The organism is Pseudomonas sp. PGPPP4 (assembly GCF_002256045.1).
Lineage (GTDB): Bacteria > Pseudomonadota > Gammaproteobacteria > Pseudomonadales > Pseudomonadaceae > Chryseomonas > Chryseomonas oryzihabitans.
Window position 1 is genome coordinate 57082 of sequence record NZ_NKID01000010.1, and the last position, 25708, is coordinate 82789.

Genomic DNA, 25708 nt, shown 5'->3' on the forward strand with positions numbered 1-25708 from the left:
CAGTCCGGTCGCCTCAGGTTGGAGACATCGGCGTCCATGGCTATCAAGCATTTCGATCATCACGAAGCGATCTCGTCTGCCGTTCCGGCTGAACAGGGTTTCGAAGCGGTCATTGCCGTCAAGGCGCGGCGCGATGACGCCCGCCCGACCTTTCACAAGGTCGCCACTGAACGGCATTTCGACCTGGCCTCGGAAGCGGAAGAAGCCGCTGATGCCGCGCTCAATCGCGTGACGGAAATCGGCGACAACGATGAACTTCTCTGGGACGAGCAGGCCGTCTGATGAAGAGAGACCAGGAGCAGGCCGAAGAGCCCCGACAGAGACAGGAATCCGGGCCGGATGATCCGGAGCTGAGTCGCGAGGAAGAAGAAGACGTCGACGAGAACCAGTTGCCACGCGCCGTGGTGCTGCACGAGATCATTCGCACCCAGGGTGATCACGAACTGGAAAGGACCATCGCGGCACTGTTCTGGTCGGCGCTGGCCGCCGGCCTGACCATGGGGCTGTCGCTGATGGCGATGGGTTTGCTCAATGCCAATCTGCCTGAAGGGGGCTATAGCAAGGTCATTGCCAGTTTCGGCTATTCGGCCGGTTTCCTGGCGGTGATCCTGGCGCGCCAGCAGCTGTTCACCGAAAACACCCTGACGGCGGTGCTGCCGGTGATGAGCGAGCCCACCCTGCACAACTTCGGTCGACTGGGGCGGCTGTGGGGCGTAGTGCTGCTGGGCAATCTCATCGGGACCATCCTGGTCGCCTACGTGATCCTCCACCTGCCGCTGTTCGATGCCAAGGCCGACGCCAAATTCCTGGAGATCGGCACCAAGGTCATGGAGAACGACGCCTCGGCGATGTTCGCCAAAGGCATCGTCTCCGGCTGGATGATCGCCACCATGGTGTGGATGCTGCCGGCGGCGGAACACGCCAGGATCTGGATCATCGTGCTCATCACCTACCTGATGGCCCTGGGTGACTTCACCCACATCGTGGTCGGTAGCCTGGAGGTGGCCTATCTGGTATTCGCCGGAGAGGCGAGCTGGGGCGATTTCTGGCTGACCTTCGCCGGGCCGACCCTGGCCGGCAACATCGTTGGCGGCAGTCTGATCTTCGCGCTGATCAGCCATGCGCAGGTGCGCAGCGACAGCTGAAAGCAGAAGGGCCGGCAAATTGCCGGCCCTTCGCGATGATCAGGCAGCTGCCGTGATCACTCGTCGTCGTTCAGCTGACCCATGGCGGTGGTGTTGAAGCCGCCGTCGACATAGAGGATCTCGCCGCTGATGCCCGACGCCAGGTCGGAGCAGAGGAAGGCGCCGGCATTGCCGACTTCGTCGATGGTCACATTGCGACGCAGGGGCGTCTGGCGCTCGTTGGCGGCCAGCATCTTGCGGAAGCTCTTGATGCCCGAGGCGGCCAGGGTGCGGATGGGGCCGGCGGACACGGCGTTGACGCGGGTGCCTTCCGGGCCGAGGCTGCCGGCCAGGTAACGGACGCCGGCCTCGAGGCTGGCCTTGGCCATGCCCATGACGTTGTAGTTGGGCATGGTGCGCTCGGCACCCAGGTAGGACAGGGTCAGCAGGCTGCCGTTACGGCCGCGCATCATCTCGCGACCGGCCTTAGCCAGGGCGACGAAGCTGTAGGCGCTGATGTCGTGGGCGATCTTGAAGCCGTCACGGGTGGTCACGGCAGTGAAATCGCCGTCCAGCTGGTCGCCCGGGGCGAAGCCGACCGAGTGGACGATGCAGTCCAGGCCATCCCACTTCTTCGCCAGCGCGGCGAACACGGCTTCGATCTGGGCGTCGTCGGCAACGTCGCAGGGGAAGCACAGCTCGGGATTGGAACCCCAGCCCGCGGCGAATTCTTCGACGCGACCCTTGAGCTTCTCGTTCTGGTAGGTGAAGGCCAGCTCGGCGCCTTCGCGGTGCATGGCCGCGGCGATGCCGGAGGCGATGGACAGCTTGCTGGCGACGCCGACGATGAGAACGCGCTTACCGGCGAGAAATCCCATGGTTTTTTCCTCTTCTGTGTTGATTCCCGGGCAGCAGCCTTGGGCTGAGGTCCGGGTTGGGCAGGGCTCTGCGCAGGTCAGAGCGAGATCTTGGCCTGACTCCGCTAGGGGTCAGGCACGGGTGGGGCGGTAAGGTAGCAGGTCGATACCCGGGACAAAAGCGCTGGTTGACCGCTGCGGTGAGCGGTCGCGCCTCAGTTGAGGAACAGCGTCAGGGTCTGACCGGGGGTCAGGGCGGAGGCGATGCGCGGATTCCAGTCCTGCAGCGCCTGCACGCCGATGTTGTAGCGCTTGGCGATCTGGTAGAGCGAATCGCCCGCCTTGACCCGGTAGTAGGTGGGCGCGGCCTTGGCGGTCTTGACCGTCTTGGCCGCGGCCTGGGTGGTCTTGACGGTATAGGATGCCGGCATCGCCACGGCGGAGGCGCTGCTGCTGCCCGTGCCGTGCAGCTTCAGGGTCTCGCCGACCTTGAGGCCGCGCTTGCCGAGATCGTTCCAGCGCTTGAGGTCGGCCAGTTCCACCTCGTTGGCCCGGGCGATGGACCAGAGGCTGTCGCCGGTGCGTACCTTGTAGGTCCGCACCACGGGCTCCTCGGCCACGGCGATGGTTTCCAGCGGTGTCGTGGTCTTGCCGGTCTCGCGGCGCGGAATCATCAGTTCCCGGCCAGCGGACAGGCGGCTGCTGCTGCTGAGCTTGTTGAGGGCGGCGAGTTGCTCGACGCTCACGCGATTGCGCTTGGCCACGCTGCGCATGGTGTCGCCACGGCGTACCCGGTATTCCTGCCATTGCACCACGGCGTCGGAGGCGATGTTGGGCAGGGTGGCGACCAGGCGCTTGGCCTTTTCCGCCGGCACCAGCAGATGCTTGGGGCCGTCCATGGTGACGCGCTGGGTGTAGGCGGGATTGAGACGATAGAGTTCGTTGGCATCCAGGTCCGCAAGCTCGGCCACCCGGGCCAGGTCCAGGTGCTGCTTGATGTCCACCACTTCGAAGTAGGGCTCGTCCGGGATGGATTCCAGGGCCAGGCCGTAGGCGTCCGGGTTGCGCACGATCTGGGAGACGGCCAGCAGCTTGGGCACGTAATCCTGGGTTTCGGGCGGCAGTGACGACAGATTCCAGTAGTCGGTGGGCAGGCCCAGCGACTGGTTGCGCTCGATGGCGCGGCTGACCGTGCCTTCGCCGGCGTTGTAGGCGGCCAGTGCCAGCAGCCAGTCGCCGCCGAACATGTCGTGCAGCTTGCTCAGGTAATCCAGGGCGGCATTGGTCGAGGCGGTGATGTCGCGGCGACCGTCATAGAAGCGGGTCTGGCGCAGATTGAAGTACTTTCCCGTGGTGGGGATGAACTGCCACAGCCCGGAGGCGGCGCTGCGCGAGAGGGCGTTGGGGTTGAAGGAGCTTTCCACCACTGGCAGCAGGGCCAGTTCCAGCGGCATGTTGCGCTCTTCCAGGCGCTCGACGATGTAATGCAGATAGGGCGCACCGCGACTGCAGGATTGCGCGAGGGCGGCTTCGTGGCTGGCGTACCAGAGACGCTGCCGATCGATGCGCGGGTTGGTGCCGTTGTCACCGGCGCCCTGCAGTTGATAGCCGTCCCGTACCCGGTCCCAGATGTCGCCGCTGGTCGCTGCCGCCGTCGGCGCCTTGCGCAGCCATTCCGGTGGGCGCTGGATCTTGCTGGGCGTCATGTGCAGATCGGCCTGGTAGGCACGATTATCGGGCTGCTGATTGCTCTGACAGCCGGCGAGGAAGACGGCGAGGCAGAGCGCCGAGACTTTGAAAGAGGTTGCCAGCACGTCTATTTCGCGGGTTTTCGGCGTCGCTGGCGGCATCGGTCTGGGCTTTCCGGGAGCTGGAGGATGGGCGATTCTAGGAACCGCATCCCGGGGGGTCAAGGAACAACCCCTTGGCTTGTGACCTGTACGACGACCGAAAACCCTGGGTTTCAGCGCTCTGGCAGGATCTGGGCAATAGGTGTCAGAACGTGTCCTTCCAGCCGCGCAAGGCGGCGAAATAGGTATCCTCCGAGGCCTCGACCGGCACCGCGCGCTCTTCCTGCAGGCGTTGGCGCACGCTGCTTTCGCCGGTTCTCAGGAAGGGATTGATCTGGCGTTCGCGGCCCAGGCTGGAGGGCAGGGTGGGGCGCTGGGCGTCCCTGAGTTGCCGGGTTTCGGCCAGGGCCTGCCGGACCGCGGCATTGTCCGGCTCCACCGCCTCGGCGAAACGCAGGTTGCTCAGGGTGTATTCATGGCCACAGTAGATTTCGGTGGCGTCCGGCAGCTCGGCCAGGCGCTGCAGCGAGCTGAGCATCTGGCTGGGTGTACCTTCGAAGAGGCGGCCACAGCCGGCCGAGAAGAGGGTATCGCCGCTGAACAGCAGGGGCCGCGCGCCAGGGACATGGAAGGCGATATGGCCGGCGGTGTGGCCAGGCACGCGCAGGACGTCGAAGCGCGTGCCCAGCACCTCCAGCTGCTGGCCGTCGGTCAGCGGCAGATCGACCGCGGCGATGCGTTCGTCGGCCGGCGCGCTGACCCGGGCGCCGGTGCGCTGCTTGAGGGCGGCGATGCCGCCGGTGTGGTCGTTATGATGGTGGGTGATCAGGATGTCGGAGAGGCGCCAGTCCGGATGAGCGTCGAGCCAGGCCAGGACGGGGGCGGCATCGCCGGGATCGACCACGACCGCCTGTCTTGTCGCGGCGTCCTTGATCAGCCAGATGTAGTTATCGTTGAAAGCGGGCAGCGGAAGGATGTCGAACATGGACGGGCTCTCTGGTCGGACGGCTGGCCCCTAGGGTAGCAGTCGGTGGAAGGGCTTAGGCTTCAGTATGAGAGGACCAGACGATGCACGATGAATTCTCCGCCCAGGTCGATCCGCGCTGGCTGAAGTTGATGAGCTCGGCACGGGAATGGCTGGCCGGCCCGCTCGGCCAGCTGCTGCTGGAGCAGGAGCGGGTGCTGATCGACGAAGAGCTCAAGCGTCACTTCGGCAGCTATCTGATCCATTACGGGCCGCACCCCGAGGCGCCGGCCAATTGCGGCCAGCTCCGCCATGCGGTGCGTATCGGTCCCCCGCTGGGGGATGTCGACATCGTCTGCGAGGAGGGCGCCTGGCCGCTGGGTGAGCACGCCGCCGACGTGGTCCTGCTGCAGCACGGTCTGGATTTCTCCCTGGCGCCCCATCGACTGTTGCGCGAAGCGGCGCTGAGCGTGCGCCCGGGCGGTCATCTGGTGGTAGTGGGCATCAACCCCTGGAGTCTCTGGGGCATGCGCCATTACCTGGCCCGGGATGCCCTGCGCAAGGCCCGTTGTTTCGGCCCCAACCGGGTCGGCGACTGGCTCTCGGTACTGGGCTTCGCGCTGGAGAAACGTCGCTTCGGGTGTTATCGTCCGCCGCTTTCATCCCCCAAGTGGCAGCAGCGGCTGGCCTGGATGGAGCAGGGCGAGGCCGAACCCAACTGCGAACAGGCGGCGGGGGCGGGCTTCTATCTGCTGTCGGCGCGCAAGCTGATGTTCGGCCTGCGTCCCGTGCCCCAGGCGCGCAAGGAACCGCGTGGCAAGCTGGTGCCCATGCCGGTGGCCAAGATCAGCCGCCGCGAATCGAGTGAATCCAATGAGTGACGACATCGTCGAGGTCTTTACCGACGGCGCCTGCAAGGGCAATCCCGGCCCAGGCGGCTGGGGCGCCCTGCTGAAATTCAAGGGTGCGGAGCGCGAGCTCTGGGGTGGCGAAGCCAACACCACCAACAATCGCATGGAGCTGATGGCGGCCATCCAGGCGCTGGCGGCGCTCAAGCGCCCCTGCCAGATCCGCCTGACCACCGACTCCGAGTACGTGATGAAGGGCATCACCCAGTGGCTGGTGAACTGGAAGAAGCGCGGCTGGCAGACCGCCGCGCGCCAGCCGGTGAAGAATGCCGAGCTGTGGCAGGCCCTGGACGAGCAGGTTCAGCGCCACCAGGTCGAGTGGCGCTGGGTGCGCGGCCATACCGGCCACCCCGAGAACGAGCGGGCCGACCAGTTGGCCAACCGCGGTGTCGATGAAGTCCGGCAGGCCAAGCAGGCCGCCAAGGCGTAAGCAGCCAAGAGGTTAGCGATGAGATACGTAGTTCTGGATACCGAAACCACCGGCATGCCGGTGACCGATGGTCATCGAATCATCGAGATCGGTGGGGTGGAGGTCATTGGCCGGCGGCTGACCGGGCGGCACTTCCATGTCTATCTCAATCCGGATCGGCAGATCGATGAAGGCGCCATCGCGGTCCACGGCATCACCGACGAATACGTGGCCGACAAGCCGCGCTTCGCCGAGATCGCCGACAGCTTCTTCGAATTCATCGAAGGCGCCGAACTGGTCATCCACAACGCGCCCTTCGACGTGGGCTTCATCAACATGGAGTTCGCCCGGTTGGGCGCCCATCCCGAGCGGGCCGACATCACCCAGCACTGCTCGGTGCTCGACACCCTGGTCATGGCCCGCGGTCGGCATCCCGGGCAGCGCAACAGCCTGGATGCGCTCTGCAAGCGCTATGGCGTAGACAACTCCAACCGCGAGCTGCACGGCGCCCTGCTGGACGCCGAGATCCTCGCCGACGTCTACCTGGCCATGACCGGTGGCCAGACCAGCCTGTCGCTGGCTGCGCACGGCCAGGAAGGCAATGGCGACGGCAACTACGTCATGCCGATCAGGCGGCTGCCGGCCGATCGCAAGCGCACTCGCGTGATCAGCGCCAGCAGCGCCGATCTCGATGCCCATGCGGCGCGCATGGCGGCCATCGAGAAGAGCTGTGGCCGGACTCCGCTCTGGCTGGCGGGCGCCGGAACCGAATAACTTCTTCCTCCCTTCCCCCCAGCGCCCGGTCGGTCTCTAACCGGGCGTTCGCGTTCGTCCGAATAAGCTGAAAGACCTCACAATTTTCAGCTATTGTTCAACTAAGATGCTGCAGGCTGGTCATTTGAGCCCGCATGAAGCCTCGAATTTCGAATTACGCGGAACTTTCTTGGTTCCTCAAAATCCTATGACGATTCGGAATTATCGCTTCGCTTTTGTGGATTTACAGGTCTAGCGTTCCAGAGCAAGGTTCCCTGGCGTGGCGTGAGGTCCAATCCCCGTCCGCCTGGAATGATTAGTGTGGCCCGGTCAGGAAGACGCAGGTACCTAGGCTCCAGTTGGAATAGCAAGCCTTTCTTCCCGTTTTAAAATGGCGTTGGCGAGGTTGTAATGGCGCAGGAGGCGTAAGGCACTATGGTGACCGGAGCAAGAGCTTTGAGCTTGGTCCGCGAACAGCTGTTCGCGACCATAGAGGAAGCTGAATCCCATCTTGAACGATTCATCGTCGAGCGGCACTGCAGCAGCCTGTTGCAGCGCGCGGTCGAGAGTATCGGCCAGATTCGTGGCGCCCTGACGCTGATCGAACTGGCAGGCGCCCAGTTGCTCGCCCATCAGACGCTGCAGATCGCCAATGACATCCCGGCCGGCGCCGGTCCCGAGCATGACGAGCACCTCATGGCGATCTGCCGTGGGCTGCATGTCCTGCGCCGCTATCTCGAACAGCTGCGCAGCGGCCAGGACGAGATGCCCGAATTGCTGCTGCCGGCGATCAATGCCCTGCGCCTGGCGGGCGGCGAACCGGAACTTCCGGAAAGCTATTTCTTCAGCGTCCGCCTCGACCAGCGCCCGCTGATCAGCGCCACCACGCGCCTGGGCTTGCGCGAGCGTCAGGCCCAGGCGCGCCGGATGCGCCAGATGTACCAGGTGGGCCTGCTGGGCTTCCTGCGTGACGTCAATGGCGTGGCCAGTCTGCGCCTGATGGCGCGGGCGCTGGAGCGCTCCGCGGCGCTGCTGCACGACCAGGTCGGCGGCTACCTGCCCTGGGTCGCCGCGGCTACCGTCGAGGGCTTCGCCCAGGGTCGCCTGACCGCCACTCGTGAACGCAAGCAGCTGTTCGCCCGGGTCGATCGCGAATTGCGCCAGATGCTGGGCAACGAATTGCACGAGCCAGCGCGCAGCACCCTCAAGGAGTTGCTGTATCTGCTGGCGCTGGCCGGTGTCGAGGGCGCCCATCCGCAGGAAGTCATGAATGCCTACGGTTTCGAGCGACTCGGTTTCACCGATGCCCAGCTCGAAGCCGGCAAGAAGCGACTCGCCGGTCCGGGGCATGCCGTGATGCATTCGCTGTCGGCCGCCATCCGCGAAGAGCTGGAGACGGTCAAGGATCTGATCGATCTCATCGAAACCGAATTGCGCAACGGCGCCGAGCAGAATCGCCTGCCACGCTCCGACAACTTCTCCCGGCTGTATGTCCAGGTCGGCCTGCTCGGCAAGACCCTGGAGATGGTTGGCCAGGAGAATGCCGGCCAGGTCCTGCAGCAGTGCCTGCCGAACATCTCCCAGTTCCGCGACAGGTCCCTGGTGCTGGACGACCTCGCGCCGCTGGCCGATGCCCTGCTGCTGGTGGAAAGTCTGCTGGGCCAGCCCGAAGGGCAGGGCTCGCTGATCGACGTGCCGCTGGAAGCCGATGGCGTCCAGGTCAGTGTCGCCAATTACCAGCTGGGCGAAGCCCAGGCGCTGTTGCATCGGGAAGCCTACAAGGGCCTGACCGACGCCAAGCGCGCCATCGGTGCCTTCCTCGATTCGCGGGGCGACGCCCTGCACCTGGCCACCGTGCCGGCGCTGCTGGATACCGTCCGCGGGGCGTTGTTCTTCCTGGGCAATCCCCGGGCGGCCGAGCTGGTGCGTGCCTGCACCGGTTACATCCAGCGCTGCCTGATCGAAGGCGGCCAGGCCTGTGAGCCGGCGACCCTCGAGGTGCTGGCGGATGCCCTCAGCAGCATCGAATTCTTTGTCGAAAGCGGTGGCACCGAGAGTCAGGACGGTACCCCGGAAATCCTCGATATCGCCGCGCAAAGCATTCGCGCCCTGGGCTGGACCTCGGCTGCGGCATGAGTGTCTGGCAGCCCGGCTGGTTCCAGACTGCCCAATCCTCTGGCGGTTGGCTGGTCGTCCATAGCGGCCAGGCGTTTCTGACCTCGGGGGCGGACGTGCTCTTCGCCAGCGACGATCCGCGGGTGCAGGGATTCGAAGGAGAGCGCCACGGCCTTGGCCAGTGGCAGGCCCAGCCGGTCACCCTGCTCGAACTGGACACCCCGCCGGACATCGAGGGCTGCGTCTGGCAACCCTTGCGGCCGCTGATGCTGCAATCGCCCCATGCGCTGTTCAAGTTGCTGGGCTATGCCAATCAGATCGGCACCTGGGCACGCCAGCATCGCTTCTGCGGACAGTGCGGTACCCGCACCTTCGCGCTCGATGGCCAGCGCGGCCTCAAGTGCCCGAATTGCCAGCTCACCCAGTATCCACGGCTGTCGCCGAGCATGATCGCTCTGGTCACGCGCGGCGATGAGGTGCTACTGGCGCGGTCGCCCCGTTTCGCGCCCGGGGTCTTCAGCACCCTGGCCGGCTTCGTCGAGCCAGGCGAGTCGGCGGAGGCCTGCGTACACCGGGAGATCATGGAAGAGGTGGGCGTTTCAGTGACCAACCTGCGCTATCAGGGCAGCCAGAACTGGCCCTATCCGCATTCCCTGATGCTGGGTTATCACGTCGATTACCTGAGCGGCGACATCCGGTGCCAACCGGATGAAATCGAAGATGCGCGCTGGTTTCACCTGCGCGAGTTGCCGACGCTGCCGCCGGCCTTTTCCATCTCGCGCTTTCTGATCGATCGCTATCGGGTCGAGCGGCTAGGCGGCGCTGAACCAGTGCTGCCAGATTAGCTTGACGGTCAGCGCCAGCACGACGCAAATGAACACCGGGCGGATGAACTTGGCACCGCCGGCGATGGCGCTTCGCGCGCCCAGATAGGCCCCCAGGGTCAGCGACAGACCCATGGTCAGCCCCAGTACCCAGAGCACCTGCCCCAGGGCGATAAACATCACCAGGGCGACCCCATTGCTGACGAAATTCATGGTGCGCGCCACGCCACTGGCCTTGAGCAGGTCGAGCGGGTAGAGCAGCAGGCTGCTGACCGTCCAGAAGGCGCCCGTGCCTGGCCCGAACAGGCCGTCGTAGGCACCCAGCGTCAGGCCCTGGGGCCATTGGCGCCGTTGCGGCACGGGCGCGTCGCTGAGCACCGGTGCCTTGGGCGTGCCGCCGAACAGCAGATAGAGGGCGCAGCTGAACACCACGACCGGCAGCAGCTGATTGAGGAAGTCCGCGGAGAGATGGTGGGCCACCAGGGCGCCGATCCCCGCACCGAGGGCGGTAGCCAGCAGCGCATGCCGCCACTGACGGGGATGGAACAGCTTGCGGCGGTAGAAGGTGTAGGCGGCGGTAGCGCTGCCAAAGGTCGAGCTGAGCTTGTTGGTGCCGATCGCCAGATGGGGCGGCACGCCGGCCATCAGCAGCGCCGGCACCGTGAGCAGGCCGCCACCGCCGGCGATGGCGTCGATGTAACCGGCGAGGAAGGCGACCCCGGCGAGCAGCGTCAGGGTCATGGGGTCCAGGGCGAATTCGAGCATGAGGGTAGGGCGCCAGGTGGAACGGGGGCGCCATCATGCATCAGACGCGCAGCCGTCACCACCTGCGGGCGACCTCGATCAATCCAGGGCGGGGAAGGGCAATCCGACGTAGTTTTCCGCGAGGGTCGTGCGACCCGCTCTGGAATCGAGCAGCGCCTGGAGTTCGGCGTCCTGCACCCGCTGGGTGAAGGCATCGGTATCCGGAAAACGGTGCAGGGCGGTGGTCATCCACCAGGAGAAGCGCACTGCCGCCCAGATCCGCTTCAGGCAGAGCGCCGAGTAGCGTTCGAGGCAGCTGGCGTCGCCGTTGCGATAGGCGCGTTCCAGCAGCAGGTGCAGATTGCGCACGTCGCCCAGGGCCAGGTTGAGTCCCTTGGCGCCGGTGGGCGGGACGATATGGGCGGCATCGCCGACCAGGAACAGCCGGCCGTATTGCATGGGTTCGACCACATAGCTGCGCAGCGGGGCGATGCTCTTTTCCAGCGAGGGACCGGTCACCAGCTGGGCCGCCGTCTCGGCCGGCAGGCGCGCCTTGAGTTCCGCCCAGAAACGCTCGTCCGACCAATTCTCCACCGCGTCCCCGGCTTCCACCTGCAGGTAGTAACGACTGCGGGTCGCGGACCTCATGCTGCACAGGGCGAAGCCTCGCGGGTGATTGACGTAGATGAGTTCGTCGGCGGCAGGCGGGGTGTCGCTCAGCAAGCCCAGCCAGCCGAAGGGATAGACCCGCTCGTATTCGGTGAGCACGCCGTCCGGGATGCTGCGGCGCGAGACGCCATGGAAGCCGTCGCAGCCGGCGATGTAATCGCAGTCGATGCGCAGCGTCTCACCGGCGACCTGGCAGGTGACATGAGGGCGCTCGCCCTTGAGTTCGTGGGGCTGGACCTCGCTGGCCTGGTAAAAGGTAGGGGCGCCACTGGCCTGGCGGGCGGCCATCAGGTCGCGGGTCACCTCGGTCTGGCCATAGACGGTGACGCAGCGTCCGCCCAGCAGATCGTTCAAGTCCAGTCGCTCGCGCTTGCCGTGGATGGCGAACTCCACGCCTTCATGCACCTGGCCTTCCTGTTCCAGCCGCTCGGCGACGCCGGCCTGGCGCAGCAGATCGACGGTGCCCTGTTCGAGCACGCCGGCACGGATGCGGCTGAGTACGTGGTCGGCGCTCTGGCGCTCGACGATGACGTTGTCGATACCCGAGCGGGTGAGCAGCTGGCCCAGCAGCAGTCCGGAAGGGCCCGCGCCGATGATGACGACTTGGGTGCGCATGGAGTCTGTCCTCTTGTCTGGCGTGATCGCCGTTTATTATGGGGCTCCGGTATTTTTGGACGGTTTTCGCTGTTATAGACAGCGACCTTTGCGATACTTTCTGGTACTTTTCAATGATTCGTGCGGCTATCGCCCAAGGACTGACGATGACCACTGCCTTGCCACCCATCTTCAAGCTGTATGGCGAGGCCCAGGCCTGGCCGGCGCCGGACCTGCTGCACTGCGAAACCATCGAGAGTCGCAGTCGGCTGCATGCCTGGCATATCGAAACCCATCGTCATGCGGATCTCGCGCAGTTGCTCTATGTGCGCCAGGGCGGGGTGCGCCTGCAGCTGGAAGACTGGCAGGGCGAAAGGACCGGGCCGCTGCTGGTGGTGCTGCCGGTGTTGTGCGTGCATGCCTTCGAATTCGAGCCCTCGGTGGAGGGTTTCGTGGTCACCCTGCCGGTGCCTCAGCTGGAGCGCCTGAAGCAGCGCTGCCAGAGAGCCGGGCAGGGACTGTTCCTGGCGGCCGGGTGCCTGGACCTGAGCGGACCTGACGCCCCCTGGATCGATCAGTTGATCGGTCAGCTCGTCGCCGAATACGAGGGCCACAAGCCCGGTCGCGAGGTCATGCTCGAAGCCCTGCTCGATAGCCTGGCGATCTGGCTGTTGCGGCAGCATCGGCCCGAACAGGGCGCGACCCTGCCACGACGCGCCGAACAGCACCTGGGACGCTTTCTGGCGCTGGTGGAGCAGCACTATCGCGAGCACTGGAGCCTGGGGCGCTACGCGGCGGCGCTCGGGATCTCGGGAGTACACCTGAACGGCCTCTGCCGGCAGCTGGCCGGAGCCTCGGCGCTGGCCATCGTGCACCAGCGCCTGCTGCTGGAGGCGCGCCGCACCCTGACCTACACCCAGGCATCGGTGGGCGAGATCGCCGATGCCCTGGGCTTTGCCGATCCGGCCTACTTCGCCCGCTTCTTCCGCCGCGGCACCGGCCAGAGTCCGCTCAGTTATCGCCGTCTTGCGGGCCAACAGCCGCCGAGCTGAGGGGCAGGGGATCGGCTGCCAGGGTTTCGCCGACGCGCGTGGCCAGAGCGTCGAGATTGAAGGGCTTGGTGATCAGGGTCATGCCGGGGTCGAGATAGCCTTCCAGGTGGGCCCCCTCGGCATAGCCGGTGGCGAACAGTACCTTGAGGCCGGGCCGGCGCTGCCGCGCGATCTCGGCCAGCTGGCGACCGTTCATGCCCGGCAGGCCGACATCGGACAGCAGCAGGTCGATGGGGCGGCCGCTTTCCAGCAACGGCAGGGCGCTGCGCGCGTCTTCGGCCTGCAGGGTCGCGTAGCCCAGTTCGCGCAACAGATCCACCACCATCTGCCGGACCACGGGTTCGTCTTCCACCACCAGCACGGTCTTGCCGGCGCTGTGAGCGGTGACCGTAGGGGAGGCCAGCCGCGGCGGCTCGACATCGGCGCCCAGGTAGCGGGGCAGGTAGAGGCCCACGGTCGTGCCCTGGCCGGGCAGGGAATCGAGCCGGACATGCCCCTTGGACTGTTTGGCGTAGCCGTAGATCATCGACAGCCCGAGGCCGGTACCCTGGCCGATGGGCTTGGTGGTGAAGAAGGGGTCGAAGGCGCGTGCCATGACCTCGGGTGGCATCCCGGTGCCGTTGTCCGCCACCAGCAGGGCCACATAGTCACCGGCGCTTACGGCGTCCAGGCCATTGCCGCTGTCGGTGAGATAGACATTGCGCGTCTCGATGCGGATGGTACCGCCATGGGGCAGGGCATCGCGGGCATTGATGACCAGGTTGAGCAGGGCGCTTTCCAGTTGGTGGGCATCGGTGAGCGCCTGCCAGAGTCCGGCATCCAGCTCGAGCTGCAAGGCGATATCGCCGCGCAGACTGCGTAGCAGCAGCTCCTCCATGGAGCGTACGCAGTCGTTGACGTGAATCGGCTGCAGATCCAGCGCCTGGCGCCGGGAAAAGGCCAGCAGCCGCTGGGTGAGGGCGGCCGCGCGCTGGGCGGAGGTCAGCGCCGAGTGCAGATACTGGTCGAACTTGTCCTGGCGACCGGCCTTCTGGTGCCGCTGCAGCATGTCGAGACTGCCCATGATGCCGGTCAGCAGGTTGTTGAAGTCGTGGGCGATGCCACTGGTGAGCTGACCCACGGCCTCCATCTTCTGCGCCTGGCGCAACTGCTCCTGCAGCTCCTGCTGCTCGGTGACGTCGCGGCCCACGGCGTAGATCAGCTCGTCTTCGGCGCTAGCGGTCCAGTCGAGGATGCGATAGCTGCCATCGCGGCCGCGCAACCGCGCCCGGAGATTGGCCGAGCCCTGCTGGCGGCCCAGGCAGCGGAGGGTATCGAAGACCTGGCGCTGGTCGTCCGGATGGATCAATTCGGTGAGTTGGACGGTCGCCAGGTCGGTTTCGCGTCGTCCCAGCAGGCGGGTGGCGGCGCTGTTCACCGTCTTCACCTCGCCATCGGGGCGGCAGATCACCATGAGGTCATGGCTGATGCGCCACATCCGGTCACGCTCGCGGGTGCGCAGTTCGATCTGCTGTTCCAGCTCCTGACGCGAACGGGTGAGGACCTCCCGCGCATCGACGATGCTCTGGATGTCGGTGCAGGTGCCGAACCATTGCTCGATGCGGCCCTTGGCGTCACGTACCGGTTGCGCCCGGCCGAGCACCCAGCGGTAGCGCCCGGAGCGATGCCGCAGGCGGTATTCGATGTGATAGGGCTCGCCGGTGCTGAGGCTGTGGTGCCAGACCTTCCAGGTGCGCTCCTGGTCGTCCGGGTGGAAGACGTTGGCCCAGCCTTCGCCCTCCGTGGAGCCTTCCGGCACCCCGGTGAATTCGTACCAGCGGTTGTTGAAATAGAAGTGGTGACCATCGGGGCGGGTGGCCCAGACCATCTGGTCGATGGAGTTGATGATGGCGCGCAGCTGCGCCTCGTTGCGGGCCAGCTCCTGAGCCTGACGGCGATGATTGCTGATGTCGATGAACAGCACCGCGAAGCGGTCGCCCGGCAGCTTGTGGGCGCGCACCTCGTACCAGTGTCCATGCTGCAGGTGCAGCAGGATGTCGAACTGGGTGAATTCGGCATCGCCGTTCATGAAGTCGACATAGGCGGGCAGCAGATCGGCTTCCAGCTGCGGCAGGGATTCGCGCAGCGTCCGCCCCAGGACCTGATCCAGGGGGATGCCGGTGAGGGTGGCGAAGACCGGATTGACCTCCAGGAAACGGAAATCCTCCATCCGGCCACCGGCATCGCGGATCGCCTGGGCCATGTAGAAGCCCTCGCGCATGCCGTGGTACAGCTCCTGCAGCCAGAGATCGCGCTCGGTGATGGCGGCTTCGTTGAGCTTGCGCTCGGTGATGTCGTAGCAGACGCCCAGGTAGCGGCCGCCGCCCTGGCTGGTCATCAGCTGGCCGCGGCGACCAAGCCAGCGCTCCTCGCCGGTGTCGGCACGACGGATGCGGTATTCGAGATAGTCGAGGGCGTCGTCGTCCGGCGCCGCGGTAAGGGTTCGCAGGCTGGAGACGTCGTCGGGATGCAGCTGCCGGACCAGCTCTTCCAGGGGATAGCTGCGGCGCACCGGCAATCCCCACAGCTGGCAGAATCCGGAGGACACCAGCAGTCGGGCCTCGCCGGGCAACAGCTCGAAGGTACCGACGCGCCCGACCTCCTGGGCCAGTCGCACCCGCTCCTCGGCTATCAGCTGATCGGTCCGGTCCTGCAGGACATGCACGAAGCCGAGCGGGGCCCCGGCGTCCTTCAGGGCGGTAGTGGCGATCTCCACCCAGCGAGGCGTACCGCCCTGCACCGTAATCCAGCCGGCGCCCCGGCCGTGCTCGTCGACCAGCGCCTGATGCAGGGTGGTGGTCAGGAAGGCGGCGTCGCGGCCTGACGTCAGCAGGTCAGCGAAGCACTGCCCGCGGGCTTCGCTGGCCGGCCAGCCACACAGCAGCTCGGCCCCCCGGTTCCAGCGCTCGATGCACCCGTCGCGGTCGGTGATGACCAGAGCGTGGGAGGTCAACTGCAGAAGCGCCTGCTGTTCGAGCAGAGAGGTCGACATGCGGGGATTCCATTCAGCGAGCGGGCGTGTGACGGGCGTTACCTAGGCTTCGATACCCTCGCTCAGCTGGACGTTCAAACTGCGCAGGGCATTCCAGTACTCAGGATAGGTCTTGCCGACGCATTCGGGGTCCAGAATGCGGATGCCAGCAACCTTCAGGCCCGCCAGGGCGAAGCACATGGCGATCCGGTGGTCGGCGTGGGTCTCGATCACGGCATCGGTCCGGGTACCGGCCAGGGCAGGGTCGGCCACCACCAGCAGGTCGTCACCCTCGACGCTGGCGAGACCGGCGCGAATGGCGTTGAGGCCATCGTGCAGCGCCGCCACCCGGTCGCATTCCTTCACGCGCAGATTGGCCAGGCCCACGAAGCGTACGGGGGTCTCGTTGAAGGCTGCCAGGACCGCCAGGGTAGGGATGGCATCCTGCATCTGCGAACCATCAATGACCGCCGGCAGCCGAGGGAAGGCGGCGATGTGGTCGTGGGCCTTGGCATCGGGCTGGGTGAAGGCGTCGTCGGCCACGCCCAGGTCGATGGTCCCGTCGGTGAGGGCCTGGGCCGCCCAGAGATAGGTGGCGGCGGAGGCGTCCGGCTCGATGAAGTAGTCCCGGGCGACGTAGCCGGTCGGGGCGACCCGCCAGGTGGCGGCGTCCAGCTGCTCGACCTGGGCACCAAAGGCGCGCATCGCCTCGACGGTCAGGTCAACATAGCCACGGGCACCGATGTCGCTGCCGCGCAGGGCGACGTCCACCGGTTCGCTGCCGAGCGCGGCCAGCATCAGCAGGGCGGAGACGTACTGGCTGGACAGGCCGGCATCCACCTCGAAGCGGCGCGCGGTGAGACGGCCCTGGCCGGTAACGGTCACCGGCGGGCAGCCGCTCGGCGCCTCCACCTGGATGCCATTGGCGATCAGGGTCTCCAGCAGGGGACCGATCGGCCGCTTCTGCATATAGGCATCGCCGGTCAGGGTGACGGCGCCGTCGACGGTGGCCACCGCCGCGGTCAGGAAGCGCACCGCCGTGCCGGCATTGCCGAGAAACAGCGGTGCTTCCGGTTGCTGCAGGCGCCCGGAGCTGGTCACCACGAAGGTAGTGGCGTCGGGTTCGTCGACGGTGACACCCATCTGCCGCAGCGCCTCGGACATGTGCCGGGTGTCATCGCTCTTGAGGGCGCCGGTCAGGCGGCTAGTGCCCTTGGCCAGCGCTGCCAGCAGCAGGGCGCGGTTGGTGATGGACTTGGAACCGGGTGGGGCGACCCGTCCATGCAGCGCGACGTTGGGCGGGGTGACGGTGATGTAGGGTCTGGCGGACATGGGGGCTCCAAGCAACTTCGCGACGGCCACAACGGCGGATCGTAATGGGGGCGCCATGATGCCATTTCAGGCCGCCCAGGCCAAAGCGCCCGTTCTTTAATACCACCCCTATAGGGACAATGCTTTTTACCTGTTACCCCTATTGTCACGAACGGGTCATCAAGGCGGGGTAGTGCTAGCCTTTTCCCGCCAGAGGCCGTTGCCATGTCCCTTATCCGTCCCGATCGTCGTCGCGTTCTGCAAGGCCTGGGTGCCACGCTGCTGTTGCCCGCCCTGGGCCAGCGAACCTGGGCCGCACCGGCAGGGCGCCCGGGAATACCCGATGGGGTCCAGGCGGGGGATGTCACCGGCGGGCAGGCGCTCATCTGGAGTCGGACGGATCGTCCGGCGCGACTGCTGGTGGAGTGGGATACCCAGGAAAGCTTTCGCTCCCTGCGCAAGGCGGCAGGCCCCGTCACCACGGCGGCCCAGGACTACACGGCCCGCATCGACCTGGCCGGGCTGCCGGCCGATCAGCACATCTTCTACCGCGTGCGCTTCGAGGACGTGGACAGCGGCGCGCTCAGCGAACCCGTCATCGGCCACCTGCGTTCGGCGCCCAGCCAGCGCGGCGATATTCGCTTCGTCTGGGGCGGCGACACCGTGGGGCAGGGCTTTGGCATCAATCCCGACATCGGCGGCATGCGCATCTACAGCGCCATGCGCGAGCGGCGGCCGGACTTCTTCCTGCACAGTGGCGACACCATCTATGCCGACGGCCCGGTCCCGGCCCAGCTGACGGTGGAAGAGGGACGCATCTGGCGCAATATCACCACGGAGGCCAAGAGCAAGGTGGCGGAAACCCTGGACGAATTCCGCGGCAACTATCGTTACAACCTGATGGACACCCACCTCAAGAGATTCAACGCCGAGGTGCCCCAGGTGTGGCAATGGGACGACCACGAGACCACCAACAACTGGTCGCCGAGCAAGACGCTGGACGATCGCTACCAGGTCAAGGACATCAATGTCCTGAGCGGTCGGGCGCGTCAAGCCTTCCTGGAATACGCGCCCATGCGGGGCGTATCGGCCGACGGGGCAGGGCGCATCTATCGACGGATCGTCTATGGCCCCCTGCTGGATGTCTTCGTGCTGGACATGCGCAGCTATCGCGCCGGCAACGACAGCAACCTGGGCGGCGAGGAGGGCGGTCAGGGCGCCTTTCTGGGGCAGGAGCAACTCGACTGGCTGAAGAAGGAGCTGCAGGCGTCCAAGGCGACCTGGAAGGTGATCGCGGCCGATATGCCCATCGGGCTGCAGGTCCCGGACGGCAAGGATGCGCAGGGCCAGGCGCGCTGGGAGGCGATCGCCAATGGCGATCCCGGGGCCCCCAAGGGGCGCGAGCTGGAAACGGCCGACCTGCTGCGCTTCATCGCCCGGCAGGGGATCCGCAACACCGTCTGGCTTACCGCGGACGTGCATTACTGCGCCGCCCATCACTATCACCCGGACAGGGCGGCCTTCCAAGATTTCGAGCCGTTCTGGGAATTCGTGGCGGGGCCGCTGAACGCCGGCAGCTTCGGTCCCAACCCGCTGGATGCCACCTTCGGGCCCGAGGTGGTGTTCCAGAAGGCGCCGCCCCAGGCCAACACCTCACCGCTGAGCAACTTCCAATTCTTCGGGGAGATGCAGATCGACGGCAAGACCGCCGAATTGCAGGTCACGCTCAGGGACCAGGACGGCCGTCCGCAATTTACCCAGAAGCTGCAACCCTTGAATAGCAATACCACCCCTGTAGTGTAAATAGATTTAGTGATGACCCTCTGCACGGCTATCAAGAAGAGGCCCAAGTTCTTGTAAATGCTACAATCTGGTAGTTATCAGGTTGGAGTTGGCCATGCACGAAGACATCAAGAGCGCGTTCGAAGACCTCAAGCGGAGCATCGCCATCTTCAATGAGCGCTGGCCCGGCAAGGTGATAGCCGCCCGGGTATGGCGACTGCCTTTGCTGGCCCAGCAGCGGGTGCCTGACCATATCGCGGCGGAGTCCTTCGAGGGCAGCGCTGCGGTGGAACTCACCCGGGATGCCTTGCTGGCCTTCCACCTGCAACCCGGCCAGGCACCGGGTACGGTCAGTCGACTGCCAGGTTACATCGCCCTGGCCGAGCCGCTGATGGAGGAGGTCCTGGCCATCAATACCTGCAAGGCCGCCTTCAGCGTAGCGATCGAGCAGACACGCCTGGAGCTGGAGCTGGCACCCGAGGCGCGGCCCCGCATCATGCGCAAGGCCCTGGGTGGCGCCTTCAATACCAAGCAGCTGATTCGCAAGGTGCATGGCTTTCCCGACCCGGTCCGGCAGCTGACCTTTACCTGGGCCGGGCATACCGCGGGAGGAGAGCGGGTCAAGGTGGCCAAGGTGCGCGAGCAACTCAAGACCCTGGCCATGGCCCGCGCCGACCGGGAGCGGATCGCCCTGGATCGCACCCCGGAATGGCAGGAGCACCAGGCACTCAACCGCATGGCGGACGATGACATCCTGGTCCGCCACAAGAAGATCGCGCCGCATCCGCGGGCGATGCTCTGGTTCGGCGAGGAGAGTCGCTATGACGCCATGATCCACGCCAACCTGCCGGTATTCGTGGTACCGGCGCAGGACGGCATGCAGGTCGTCGACCTGCGCGATTTCGACCGGACTCAGCGTGGGGCACTGCGACCCGACATCAAGCCGCGTCGCGAGGTGCTGGCCACGCGGTTGCTGTACCTGCCCACCGATAACCCGGAACGGCCCGCCGCCCAGCGCAACAACGAGGCGACGCTCAAGCGCTCGACCTACAGTCGCTGAGCCTGGATGACGTTACCGAGCGGGTGGATGTCGTAACCAGATCCTTCATGGCCGAGTGAAAAGGTAACGAAATCCTCCGCAACAGCTGCCTGCACGTCAGCCTCGAATCAGACAAACCCAGCATTTTCAACGACTTATGAATGTTGGCACGGAGAGTGCTTTATTACTGGCACAAGAACAACAAGATGCGCCGCTAACCGCCCACAACAAGAACAAGACGGCCAAGGCTCGCGAACCGATCATTTTGGAACGCTCCAGAGCAACCAAAGTAATCTGTTCACTTCCCACCTCGTTGGTGGGGCGTACTAAAGATCGATGACGTCGACGTCCGACAACAAAAACAAGAGGACAGCAGACGTACTTGAACAGGGGAGCCTCAGGGCTCCCTTTTTTCATGCCTGCAAAAAAGTCGCTGGAGGGCAGGGAATGGCCCCTGGCACAGCGCTCAGCACTCTGCTCGTGGTCCTCGCAGTACGATTTACCGTCTGGCTTTGGCGCATCGGGCATCCGTGATCTATCGTGAGCGCAGCCCAGCCGCCGCGGATACCTGTCATGACCCTTGCGAAGACCCTGCCTGCCCATTGGCTGAACGAGCCGAGGCGCTGGTCCGATACGGACGGCCTGCTGCATATCAGCACCGATCGCGGGACCGACTTCTGGCAGAAGACCCAATACGGCTTCGAACGTGACAGCGGACATTTCCGGGGTTATGCGGCCGGCGCGGATTTCACCGTGCAGGTGCGGATCACCGGGACCTTTACCGAGCTGTACGACCAGGCCGGCCTGATGGTGCGGCAGGGCAGCGAGCGCTGGTGCAAGACCGGGCTCGAGATCAACGATGGCATCGCCCATCTGGGCAGCGTCCTCACCTTGGGGCATTCCGACTGGGCCCTCGGGCCGATGCCTGATGCGGTCAGGGGATTCTGGTTGCGCATGACGCTGCACGCCGAGGTGCTGCGCCTCCAGTATTCCCTGGATGGGCAGACCTGGCCGCTGTTGCGGCTGTGTCGCTTCGCGAGCGAAGAGGGCGCGGCGCTGCAGGTCGGGCCCTATTGCTGTTCGCCGCAGCGCGAGGGCCTGGAGGTCAGCTTTGCCGACCTGCAGATCGGGCCGGCGATCGTCAAGGAACTGCACGACCTGAGCTGACCGCGCGGCGATCAGCTCATCCAGTTGCCGCCGTCGACGTTGTAGGTCTGGGCCACCACGAAGTCGCTGTCACTGGATGCCAGGAACAGCGCCATGCCGACCAGGTCCTCGGCGGTTCCCATCCGGCCGTAGGGCACGGCTTCGCCGACCAGGCGCTTCTTCTCGCCCAGCGGTCGTTGCTCGTAATGGGCGAAGAGGGCGTCCACACCTTCCCAATGCTCGCCATCGACCACGCCCGGGGCGATGGCATTGACGTTGATGCGGTGCTTGATGAGGTCGAGGCCGGCCGACTGGGTCAGGCTGATCACCGCCGCCTTGGTCGCGCAATAGACGGCCACCAGGGCTTCGCCGCGGCGACCGGCCTGACTGGCCATGTTGATGATCTTGCCGCCATGCCCCTGGGCGATCATCTGCCGGGCAGCGGCCTGCAGGGTGAACAGGGGACCTGCCACGTTGATGGCGAACAGCCGGTCATAGCTTGCCCGCGAGATCTCGACGATGGGTGCCAAGTCGAACAGGGCGGCATTGTTGACCAGGATGTCGAGCTTGCCGGCGGTAGCGACCACCTGGGCGATGGCCGTGTCGATGGAGGCCTGGTCAGTGACGTCCATGGCCAGGGCGTAGGCACGCTCGCCCAGTTCCTCGGCCGTTTCGCGGGCTCTTTCGATGTTGATGTCGGCGATGGCCACCGTCGCGCCTTCCCTGAGGTAGGCCTGGGCGAAGGCCTTGCCGATCCCGCGCGCGGCACCGGTGATCAGGGCGCTTTTTCCTTCCAGTCTGTTCATGGTCTTGGCTCCAATCGAGAGAAGCCGACCGCGCGGTCGGCTTCTTGGGGTAGAAAGGGATTACTTGAGATAGCCCGCGCGTTTCATCTCGCGGGTCGTCGAGGTCTGGGCCGCGTTGAGGGCCTGTTCGACGCTCATCTGGCCGGTGAGGGCAGCCGAGAACAGCTTACCGACCGAGGTGCCGATGGCCTGGAATTCGGGAATGGTCACGTACTGGATGCCGACATAGGGCACCGGCTTGGCCGAGGGATGGGCCGGGTCGGCGTGCTGCATCATCTCCAGGGTGATCTTGGCGAAGGGCGCAGCGCTCAGGTAGGCCTGGCTGTAGGTGGACTGGCGAGTGCCCGGCGGGACGTTGGAGATGCCGTCCTGCTCGGCCACCAGCTGGATGTATTCCTTGGAAGTCGCCCAGGTGATGAAGGTCTTGGCCGCCTCCTTGTGCTTGGCGCTCTGCGGGATCGCCAGCGACCAGGCATACAGCCAGGACGAGCCCTTGTCGGTGACCTCATGGGGCGAGGCGGCGAAGCCGACCTCGTCCGCCACCTTGCTCTGGCTCTTGTCGGTGGTGAAGGAACCGGCGACGCTGGCATCCACCCAGAGCGCGCACTTGCCGCTGTTGAACAGCGCCAGGTTCTCGTTGAAACCGTTGCTGGAAGCCCCGGGCGGGCCGTACTTCTTCATGTTGTCGACATAGAAGTTGGCCGCTGCCGTCCACTCGGGACTGGTCAATTCGGGGTGCCACTGCTCGTCGAACCAGCGCGCGCCGAAGGCGTTGCCCATCAGGCTGAGCAGCGCGACGTTTTCCCCCCAGCCGGCCTTGCCCCTCAGGCAGAGGCCGTATTGCTCCTTGTCCGGCTGGTTGAGCTTGCTGGCGAACGCGGCGAGTTGCGACCAGGTCGGCTTGTCGGGCATCTGCAGGCCGGCGGCCTTGAACAGGTCCTTGCGGTAGTAGGTGACGGTGCTTTCGCCATAGAACGGCAGGGCATAGAGATGGTTGTTGACCGACAGCCCCTGGCGGACTGCCGGGAAGATGTCTTCGACGTCATAGCTGGCAGGCAGGTTGTCGAGCGGCTCCAGCCAGTTCTTGGCCCCCCAGAGCGGGGTTTCGTAGGTGCCGATGGTCAGGACATCGAATTGGCCACCACCGGTAGTGATGTCGGTGGTCAGCCGCTGCCGCAGCACGTTTTCTTCGAGCACCACCCAGTTGAGCTTGATGTCGGGGTGCCGTTGTTCGAACACCTGGGACAGCCGCTGCATGCGCACCATGTCGCTGTTGTTGACGGTGGCAACGGTGACCGATTCGACGGCCTGGGCAACACCGGTCAACCCGAGACCGGCCAACAGCAGCAAGGCGATAGGGCGCTTCATCTTCTTCTCTCCGTGACTGCCACGATGGGCAGCTTGTTGTTGTTATGGATAACTGGCCGCCGATATAAATCTGATCTCGACAGCGCAGCTGGAGAGGATTACAACAGCAGGGCCAAGCCGCTGGCTAACCTGGCACTGACCGATTACCGATACATTTTCGACCTGGATCGCCGAGCGCACCGAGGTCAAAAAAGCATCGATAGCCAGGCCGGCCGGTGCGGGCCTACAAGAACGAGCAGAGGTGCATCATGAAGGCGACCGCCTTCCTCGAGGCGCGGCCGGCAGAGCTGGAAGTGATCCTTGCCGCGCCCGACCAGAGCTTTCGCTGGTACGAGCACGACTATCCCTACGCCTTGGCGCGCTGGAATCATCATCCGGAATACGAGATCCACCTGATCCGCCAGGGCAGCGGCCGGCTGCTGGCCGGCGACTATGTCGGGCCCTTTGCCGCAGGTCATGTGGCCATGATCGGGCCGGATCTACCGCACGACTGGATCGGTGATCTGCCACCCGGCGAGGTGCTCGCTGGCCGTGACGTGGTCATCCAGTTCAACGGCGAACTGTTGCGCTCGCTGAGCGCCGTGGCGCCGGAACTGGGCGATTATCTGCCGTTGCTGGAGCAGGCCCGACGCGGGCTGGAGTTCAGCGGCGACACGGCCCGCGAAGCGGCTGCCTTGATCGAGGCGATCGGCCAGGCCCAGGGCGCCGAGCGGCTACTCAGGCTGTTCGCCTTGCTGGGCTTACTGTCCCGGGCGCCGGGAAGCGAGAGGCTCGTCCTGGCCAGTGCCTGTTATGCGCCGGCGCTGGATGCCCGCAGTTCCGCACGGGTACATCAGGCCTTCGACTATCTGCTGAGCGAACTCACCGAGGATATCCGACTGCCGGTGATCGCCAGGCGCGTCGGCATGAGCGAGGCGGGGTTTTCACGCTTCTTCAAGAAGGTCACTGGCCACGGTTTCATCGAACTGGCGCGCAAGCTGCGCATCCAGCGGGCCTGTCGGCTGCTGCTGCAGGCGGAGCTGTCCATCGCCGCCATCTGTTTCGAGGTGGGCTATTCCAATCTGTCCAATTTCAACCGGCATTTCCGCAACGAGACCGGACGGACGCCCAGTCAGTATCGCCAGGAGCAGATCGGAACCCGGCGTCAGCAGCCGCATGGGTGAGGGCGGGCGAGGGTGGTCGTGCTTTGGGCCGGTCAGGCTTTTATAGAGGGAGACGTACCTGGCCCCGGAGCGCCAGATACGCCGAACACAGCCTTATTCCGCGCTGGACGGCTTGGCCCAGAGGTTGATGTCGCCTTCGACCGCATGGGTGTCGATCTCGGCCAGTTCCTCGGCGGTAAAGCTCAGGTTGTCCAGGGCCGCGACGTTTTCCACGATCTGTTCGGGCCGACTGGCGCCGATCAGGGCGCTGGTGATGCGCGGATCGCGCAGGGTCCAGGCCAGGGCCAGCTGCGCCAGACTCTGGCCGCGGCGCTTGGCGATGGCATCCAGGGCGCGGACCCGGGCCAGGTTCTCGGCGGACAGATGGCCTTGCTGCAGCGACTGGCCACCGGGCTGATTGACCCGGGCTTCGGCCGGAACGCCATTGAGGTACTTGTCGGTCAGCAAGCCCTGGGCCAGTGGCGTAAAGGCGATCACGCCGCTGCCGATTTCCTCGGTCGCATCCAGCAGATCCTTTTCGATCCAGCGATTGAGCAGGTTGTAGGCCGGCTGGTGGATCAGCAGCGGGATCTTCCAGTCGGCCAGCAGCTTGGCCATTTCCCGGGTCTTGGTCCCCGAATAGGAGCTGATGCCGATATAGAGCGCCTTGCCTTGCTGGACCGCGGTGGCCAGGGCGCTGGCGGTTTCCTCCAGTGGCGTGTGTTCGTCGAAACGGTGCGAATAGAAGATGTCGACGTAATCCAGGCCCAGGCGCTTGAGGCTCTGGTCCAGGCTGGCCAGCACGTATTTGCGCGAGCCGCCACCTTGGCCATAGGGCCCGGGCCACATGTCCCAGCCGGCCTTGCTGGAGATGATGAGCTCGTCACGATAGGCGGCGAAGTCTTCGCGCAGCAACCGACCGAAATTGATTTCGGCGCTGCCATAGGGCGGCCCGTAATTGTTGGCCAGGTCGAAATGATTGATGCCCAGATCGAAGGCGGTACGCAGCAAGGCACGCTGACGATCCAGCGGCGTGGTGTCGCCGAAGTTGTGCCAGAGGCCCAGCGACAACGCCGGCAGCACGAGACCGCTGCGACCCACGCGGCGGTAAGGAATACGGTCGTAGCGATCGGAAGCGGCTTGATAAGCCATTCAAAACTCCTCGGGATGGAATACTTGTTGGAAACCCAGGACATTCGCGCGTGGTGACACAGGCGGAGGCGCGACCATCGAAAAAGAGCTCCGGGAACGGACGCCATCCGATTAAAGCTGTCGACGGCATCTTGTACAAACGGCCGCTG

Annotated in this window: 22 protein-coding genes; 12 read left to right on the plus strand and 10 right to left on the minus strand. The window is 65.3% G+C overall.

What is annotated here, in order from left to right; translation table 11 throughout:
* Window positions 1–36 precede the first annotated feature (36 nt).
* Together CFE50_RS17560 and CFE50_RS17565 are read left to right on the plus strand one after the other, a co-directional pair.
* The gene (locus tag CFE50_RS17560; protein WP_241810310.1) at window positions 37–282 is read left to right on the plus strand and encodes a hypothetical protein; all 246 of its coding nucleotides are present in this window, start codon (window positions 37–39) and stop codon (window positions 280–282) included.
* Window positions 282–1145, plus strand: a complete 864-nt coding sequence (locus tag CFE50_RS17565; protein WP_241810309.1) for a formate/nitrite transporter family protein — start codon at window positions 282–284, stop codon at window positions 1143–1145. The genes CFE50_RS17560 and CFE50_RS17565 overlap by 1 nt, the downstream gene beginning before the upstream one ends.
* 56 nt (window positions 1146–1201) lie before the next feature.
* Here CFE50_RS17565 and fabI read toward each other — a convergent pair whose 3' ends face one another.
* The 3 genes from fabI to gloB form a co-directional block, all read right to left on the minus strand.
* Window positions 1202–2002, minus strand: coding sequence for an enoyl-ACP reductase FabI (gene fabI, locus CFE50_RS17570; RefSeq protein ID WP_042134086.1), 801 nt, complete (start codon window positions 2000–2002; stop codon window positions 1202–1204).
* A gap of 194 nt (window positions 2003–2196) precedes the next feature.
* A complete protein-coding gene (locus CFE50_RS17575; protein WP_286736380.1) occupies window positions 2197–3831 on the minus strand; it encodes a lytic transglycosylase domain-containing protein in 1635 nt (544 codons plus the stop codon).
* Between the two features lie 145 nt (window positions 3832–3976).
* A complete protein-coding gene (gloB, locus tag CFE50_RS17580) occupies window positions 3977–4756 on the minus strand; it encodes a hydroxyacylglutathione hydrolase (protein ID WP_286736381.1) in 780 nt (259 codons plus the stop codon).
* An 83-nt stretch (window positions 4757–4839) separates the two neighbouring features.
* On the opposite strand from gloB, the gene CFE50_RS17585 reads away from it, so the two are divergent.
* The 5 genes from CFE50_RS17585 (at window position 4840) to nudC (ending at window position 9765) form a co-directional block, all read left to right on the plus strand.
* Window positions 4840–5616, plus strand: coding sequence for a methyltransferase domain-containing protein (locus CFE50_RS17585; RefSeq protein WP_286736383.1), 777 nt, complete (start codon window positions 4840–4842; stop codon window positions 5614–5616).
* Window positions 5609–6073, plus strand: a complete 465-nt coding sequence (gene rnhA, locus CFE50_RS17590; protein WP_007161713.1) for a ribonuclease HI — start codon at window positions 5609–5611, stop codon at window positions 6071–6073. The genes CFE50_RS17585 and rnhA overlap by 8 nt, the downstream gene beginning before the upstream one ends.
* A gap of 18 nt (window positions 6074–6091) precedes the next feature.
* Window positions 6092–6826, plus strand: coding sequence for a DNA polymerase III subunit epsilon (gene dnaQ / locus CFE50_RS17595; protein ID WP_286736384.1), 735 nt, complete (start codon window positions 6092–6094; stop codon window positions 6824–6826).
* Between the two features lie 414 nt (window positions 6827–7240).
* Entirely contained in the window at window positions 7241–8941 is a 1701-nt protein-coding gene (locus CFE50_RS17600) for a FimL-related protein (RefSeq protein WP_039976103.1), read from the plus strand.
* A complete protein-coding gene (gene nudC / locus CFE50_RS17605; protein ID WP_027599362.1) occupies window positions 8938–9765 on the plus strand; it encodes an NAD(+) diphosphatase in 828 nt (275 codons plus the stop codon). The genes CFE50_RS17600 and nudC overlap by 4 nt, the downstream gene beginning before the upstream one ends.
* Here nudC and CFE50_RS17610 read toward each other — a convergent pair.
* Window positions 9733–10509 (minus strand): TSUP family transporter, encoded by a 777-nt coding sequence (locus CFE50_RS17610; protein ID WP_007161717.1) that lies wholly within the window; start codon window positions 10507–10509, stop codon window positions 9733–9735. The genes nudC and CFE50_RS17610 overlap by 33 nt on opposite strands.
* 78 nt (window positions 10510–10587) lie before the next feature.
* Complete coding sequence (gene pobA / locus CFE50_RS17615; RefSeq protein ID WP_074583707.1) at window positions 10588–11772, minus strand: 4-hydroxybenzoate 3-monooxygenase; 1185 nt, start codon at window positions 11770–11772, stop codon at window positions 10588–10590.
* A gap of 146 nt (window positions 11773–11918) precedes the next feature.
* On the opposite strand from pobA, the gene CFE50_RS17620 reads away from it, so the two are divergent.
* On the plus strand, window positions 11919–12803 hold the full coding sequence (locus CFE50_RS17620; protein WP_037007914.1) for a helix-turn-helix domain-containing protein: 885 nt from the start codon (window positions 11919–11921) through the stop codon (window positions 12801–12803).
* On the opposite strand, the gene CFE50_RS17625 is transcribed toward CFE50_RS17620, so the two are convergent.
* A complete protein-coding gene (locus CFE50_RS17625; protein WP_286736387.1) occupies window positions 12763–15834 on the minus strand; it encodes a hybrid sensor histidine kinase/response regulator in 3072 nt (1023 codons plus the stop codon). The genes CFE50_RS17620 and CFE50_RS17625 overlap by 41 nt on opposite strands.
* Before the next feature lie 42 nt (window positions 15835–15876).
* Complete coding sequence (locus CFE50_RS17630) at window positions 15877–17145, minus strand: 3-phosphoshikimate 1-carboxyvinyltransferase (protein ID WP_241809183.1); 1269 nt, start codon at window positions 17143–17145, stop codon at window positions 15877–15879.
* 204 nt (window positions 17146–17349) lie between these two features.
* Here CFE50_RS17630 and CFE50_RS17635 point away from each other — a divergent pair, with 204 nt between their 5' ends.
* From CFE50_RS17635 to CFE50_RS17645, 3 genes are all read left to right on the plus strand, one after another.
* Complete coding sequence (locus tag CFE50_RS17635) at window positions 17350–18927, plus strand: alkaline phosphatase D family protein (protein ID WP_286736391.1); 1578 nt, start codon at window positions 17350–17352, stop codon at window positions 18925–18927.
* Window positions 18928–19021: 94 nt separating this feature from the next.
* Window positions 19022–19966, plus strand: coding sequence for a DNA replication terminus site-binding protein (locus CFE50_RS17640; protein ID WP_286736394.1), 945 nt, complete (start codon window positions 19022–19024; stop codon window positions 19964–19966).
* A gap of 552 nt (window positions 19967–20518) precedes the next feature.
* Window positions 20519–21112: a DUF1349 domain-containing protein gene (locus CFE50_RS17645; protein ID WP_027599355.1), complete on the plus strand. Its 594-nt coding sequence runs from the start codon at window positions 20519–20521 to the stop codon at window positions 21110–21112.
* A gap of 11 nt (window positions 21113–21123) precedes the next feature.
* Here CFE50_RS17645 and CFE50_RS17650 read toward each other — a convergent pair whose 3' ends face one another.
* Both CFE50_RS17650 and CFE50_RS17655 read right to left on the minus strand, forming a co-directional pair.
* Complete coding sequence (locus tag CFE50_RS17650) at window positions 21124–21897, minus strand: L-iditol 2-dehydrogenase (RefSeq protein WP_144953918.1); 774 nt, start codon at window positions 21895–21897, stop codon at window positions 21124–21126.
* A 60-nt stretch (window positions 21898–21957) separates the two neighbouring features.
* Window positions 21958–23265 carry an ABC transporter substrate-binding protein gene (locus CFE50_RS17655; protein ID WP_286736399.1) on the minus strand — a complete coding sequence of 436 codons (1308 nt, stop codon included), beginning with the start codon at window positions 23263–23265 and terminating at the stop codon, window positions 21958–21960.
* A 248-nt stretch (window positions 23266–23513) separates the two neighbouring features.
* Here CFE50_RS17655 and CFE50_RS17660 point away from each other — a divergent pair, with 248 nt between their 5' ends.
* On the plus strand, window positions 23514–24428 hold the full coding sequence (locus tag CFE50_RS17660; RefSeq protein WP_037007042.1) for an AraC family transcriptional regulator: 915 nt from the start codon (window positions 23514–23516) through the stop codon (window positions 24426–24428).
* A gap of 93 nt (window positions 24429–24521) precedes the next feature.
* Here CFE50_RS17660 and mgrA read toward each other — a convergent pair whose 3' ends face one another.
* Window positions 24522–25559, minus strand: coding sequence for an L-glyceraldehyde 3-phosphate reductase (mgrA, locus tag CFE50_RS17665; protein ID WP_007161728.1), 1038 nt, complete (start codon window positions 25557–25559; stop codon window positions 24522–24524).
* Window positions 25560–25708: the final 149 nt, after the last annotated feature.